The sequence below is a fragment of the Rhodococcus sp. LB1 genome (genome assembly GCF_001583455.1).
Lineage (GTDB): Bacteria > Actinomycetota > Actinomycetes > Mycobacteriales > Mycobacteriaceae > Rhodococcus_F > Rhodococcus_F opacus.
This window is the reverse complement of the sequence record NZ_LTCZ01000185.1, coordinates 1-1153: the sequence shown is the minus strand read 5'-3', so window position 1 is coordinate 1153 and position 1153 is coordinate 1. Positions and strand designations below refer to the sequence as shown.

At 68.4% G+C, this 1153-nt stretch carries 1 protein-coding gene; it reads left to right on the top strand.

Annotated features, from left to right (window positions below):
• Window positions 1-1035, top strand: a 1035-nt coding sequence (locus tag AZG88_RS24130; protein WP_156517604.1) for a maleylacetate reductase, incomplete at its 5' end; no start/stop codon positions are given.
• Between the last annotated feature and the right edge of the window lie 118 nt (window positions 1036-1153).

Genomic DNA, 1153 nt, shown 5'->3' with positions numbered 1-1153 from the left:
GTCATGGTGATCTCCAGTGCGTCCGAAGCATCCACCGCCGGCGAGGTGACCCGCCAGATCGGAGTGACGGTGAATCACCACGACGTCGCCCCGCATGTCCCCATCGACAAGGCGAACACCGCGCGCAGCATCGCCGTGCAGCACGACATCGACGTCCTCGTCTGCGTGGGCGGAGGGTCGACGACCGGGCTGGCCAAGGCAGTCGCCATGGTCACCGGAATCCCGATCATCGCGGTGCCCACCACCTACTCCGGTTCCGAGGCCACCAACGTCTGGGGGCTGACCGAACAATCCCGCAAGACCACCGGGGTCGACGACACGGTGCTCCCCACCACAGTCATCTACGACGCCAACCTGACCCTGTCACTGCCCGTGGACCTGTCGGTGGCATCGGGGATGAACGGGCTCGCCCACTGCATCGACGCCATGTGGGGGCCCCGGGCAGATCCGATCAACCGGGCTCTGGCGGGCGAAGGCATCCGTGCTCTCGCCGCCGGACTCCCGACCGTGAACGCCGATCCCCGCGGACTGCCCGGTCGCGAACAGGTCCTCTACGGGGCGTACCTGGCCGGGGTCGCTTTCACCTCCGCCGGATCGGGCCTGCACCACAAGATCTGCCACGTCCTCGGCGGCGCCTACGACCTGCCGCACGCGCAGACTCATACGATCGTCCTGCCCCACGTGCTGGCCTTCAACGCCCCCGCGGTGCCCGACCTCGAGAACAGGATCGCGACCGCGTTCGACGCGCCCTCCGCGGTCACCGGACTCGGCGCCCTCCAAGCCGAGCTTCACGCACCGACCGCACTGAAGGACTACGGACTGACCGAGCAGGACATTCCCGAGGCCGTGGAACTGATCCTGCCCGTCATCCCCCCATCCAACCCCCGCCCGGTCACCGCCGATGATCTGACTGCCCTGCTCCGCGCCGCCCATGCCGGCAACTCACCGGCCGTCACCATCGAGCCGACCCGCACCACCCCCGGCAACGGCAACAGCAGCGACGCTCACCCCCACTCGCGGAAGGCGTTCCAGTGAACATCGACGAACACAGCGCTCCATCCCGTGGCAGCAACTACCCCTGCTACCGGGAACTGCTCACCCGAACCGACGCGCCCCCGGGCTCGTCCTGGGGTCTGTTCGGACCCGACGACCA